This is a genomic window from Noviherbaspirillum sp. Root189 (genome assembly GCF_001428545.1).
Lineage (GTDB): Bacteria > Pseudomonadota > Gammaproteobacteria > Burkholderiales > Burkholderiaceae_D > Noviherbaspirillum.
This window is the reverse complement of sequence record NZ_LMHZ01000029.1, coordinates 1-865: the sequence shown is the minus strand read 5'-3', so window position 1 is coordinate 865 and position 865 is coordinate 1. Positions and strand designations below refer to the sequence as shown.

1 protein-coding gene and 1 pseudogene are annotated in these 865 nt (G+C 56.4%); both read right to left on the bottom strand.

What is annotated here, in order from left to right; translation table 11 throughout:
• A pseudogene (locus tag ASE07_RS29295) lies at positions 1 to 518 on the bottom strand (hypothetical protein); the annotation flags it as partial.
• A 98-nt stretch (positions 519 to 616) separates the two neighbouring features.
• Positions 617 to 865 (bottom strand): DUF4832 domain-containing protein (locus ASE07_RS17325; RefSeq protein ID WP_162256898.1); only part of this gene is annotated, 249 nt, incomplete at its 5' end.

Below are 865 nucleotides of genomic sequence, written 5' to 3'. Positions count from 1 at the left end.
CTGATGTTGGAGGCGGTGAAGTTCCTCAGGTAGAACACGCACATGACCAGCGTTTCGCCGTCCTGGGTGCGGAAGTTCTTCAGCTGTGTCACATCAAAAGCCGCTGCGCCGCAATCGCTGTAGTGACGATAGTTGCCACGTTCGGGATTGGCAATCGTCGCACTGCTCGCCGTGTAGCTGACATTTGCGGATGGGGATGTGTTTGGAGGAGCCGGATCGGCGGACGTACCGGTACCTGTTCCAGTACCTGTTTCGGTGCCGGTGCCCGCGCTAGGGCCGGAAGGAACGGGTGACGTTTCGACGATCGAGGATGTGCTATCCGACGCTACGTTACTGCTGCCATCCTGTGCACTATCAGTTGCACCGCTGAAGAATCCTGATGCGGAATTACTTCCACTATTATTAGTATTGCTGTCGACGCTTTCAGTGCCGATGTCACCACCGCCACCGCCACCGCACGCGGCAAGACTTGCGGCAAGAACAATGGCTGTTGTGCTTCGTGCTATGAAAATATTCATATTTTCCTTTTCAAAAAAAGCCAGGCAAGAAGGAAAACTCGCCTGGCCGAGTGAAAGCCGCTCAACGAGCGGCCTGTCTCTTCAAGTACAACGAGGAATTACGGAGCGATGCTGGCGGTATGGTTCAGGTTGTTGAAGCCTGTGCTGGCATCCCAGACGTTGGTGTTGGCCAGCTGGATGGCATACTCGGGACGGCTGCGCAGTGTGCTTTCCGGATCCGGCAAGTTCAGCATCGCCGCATAGTTACCCTTGGGCATATCGGCCGGCAAGCTCACCGTCTGGCTCACCGTCGTTGCCTTGCCCGGAGCCCACTGGCGCGGATCCGTGTTCAATGCAAAGCGGTACAG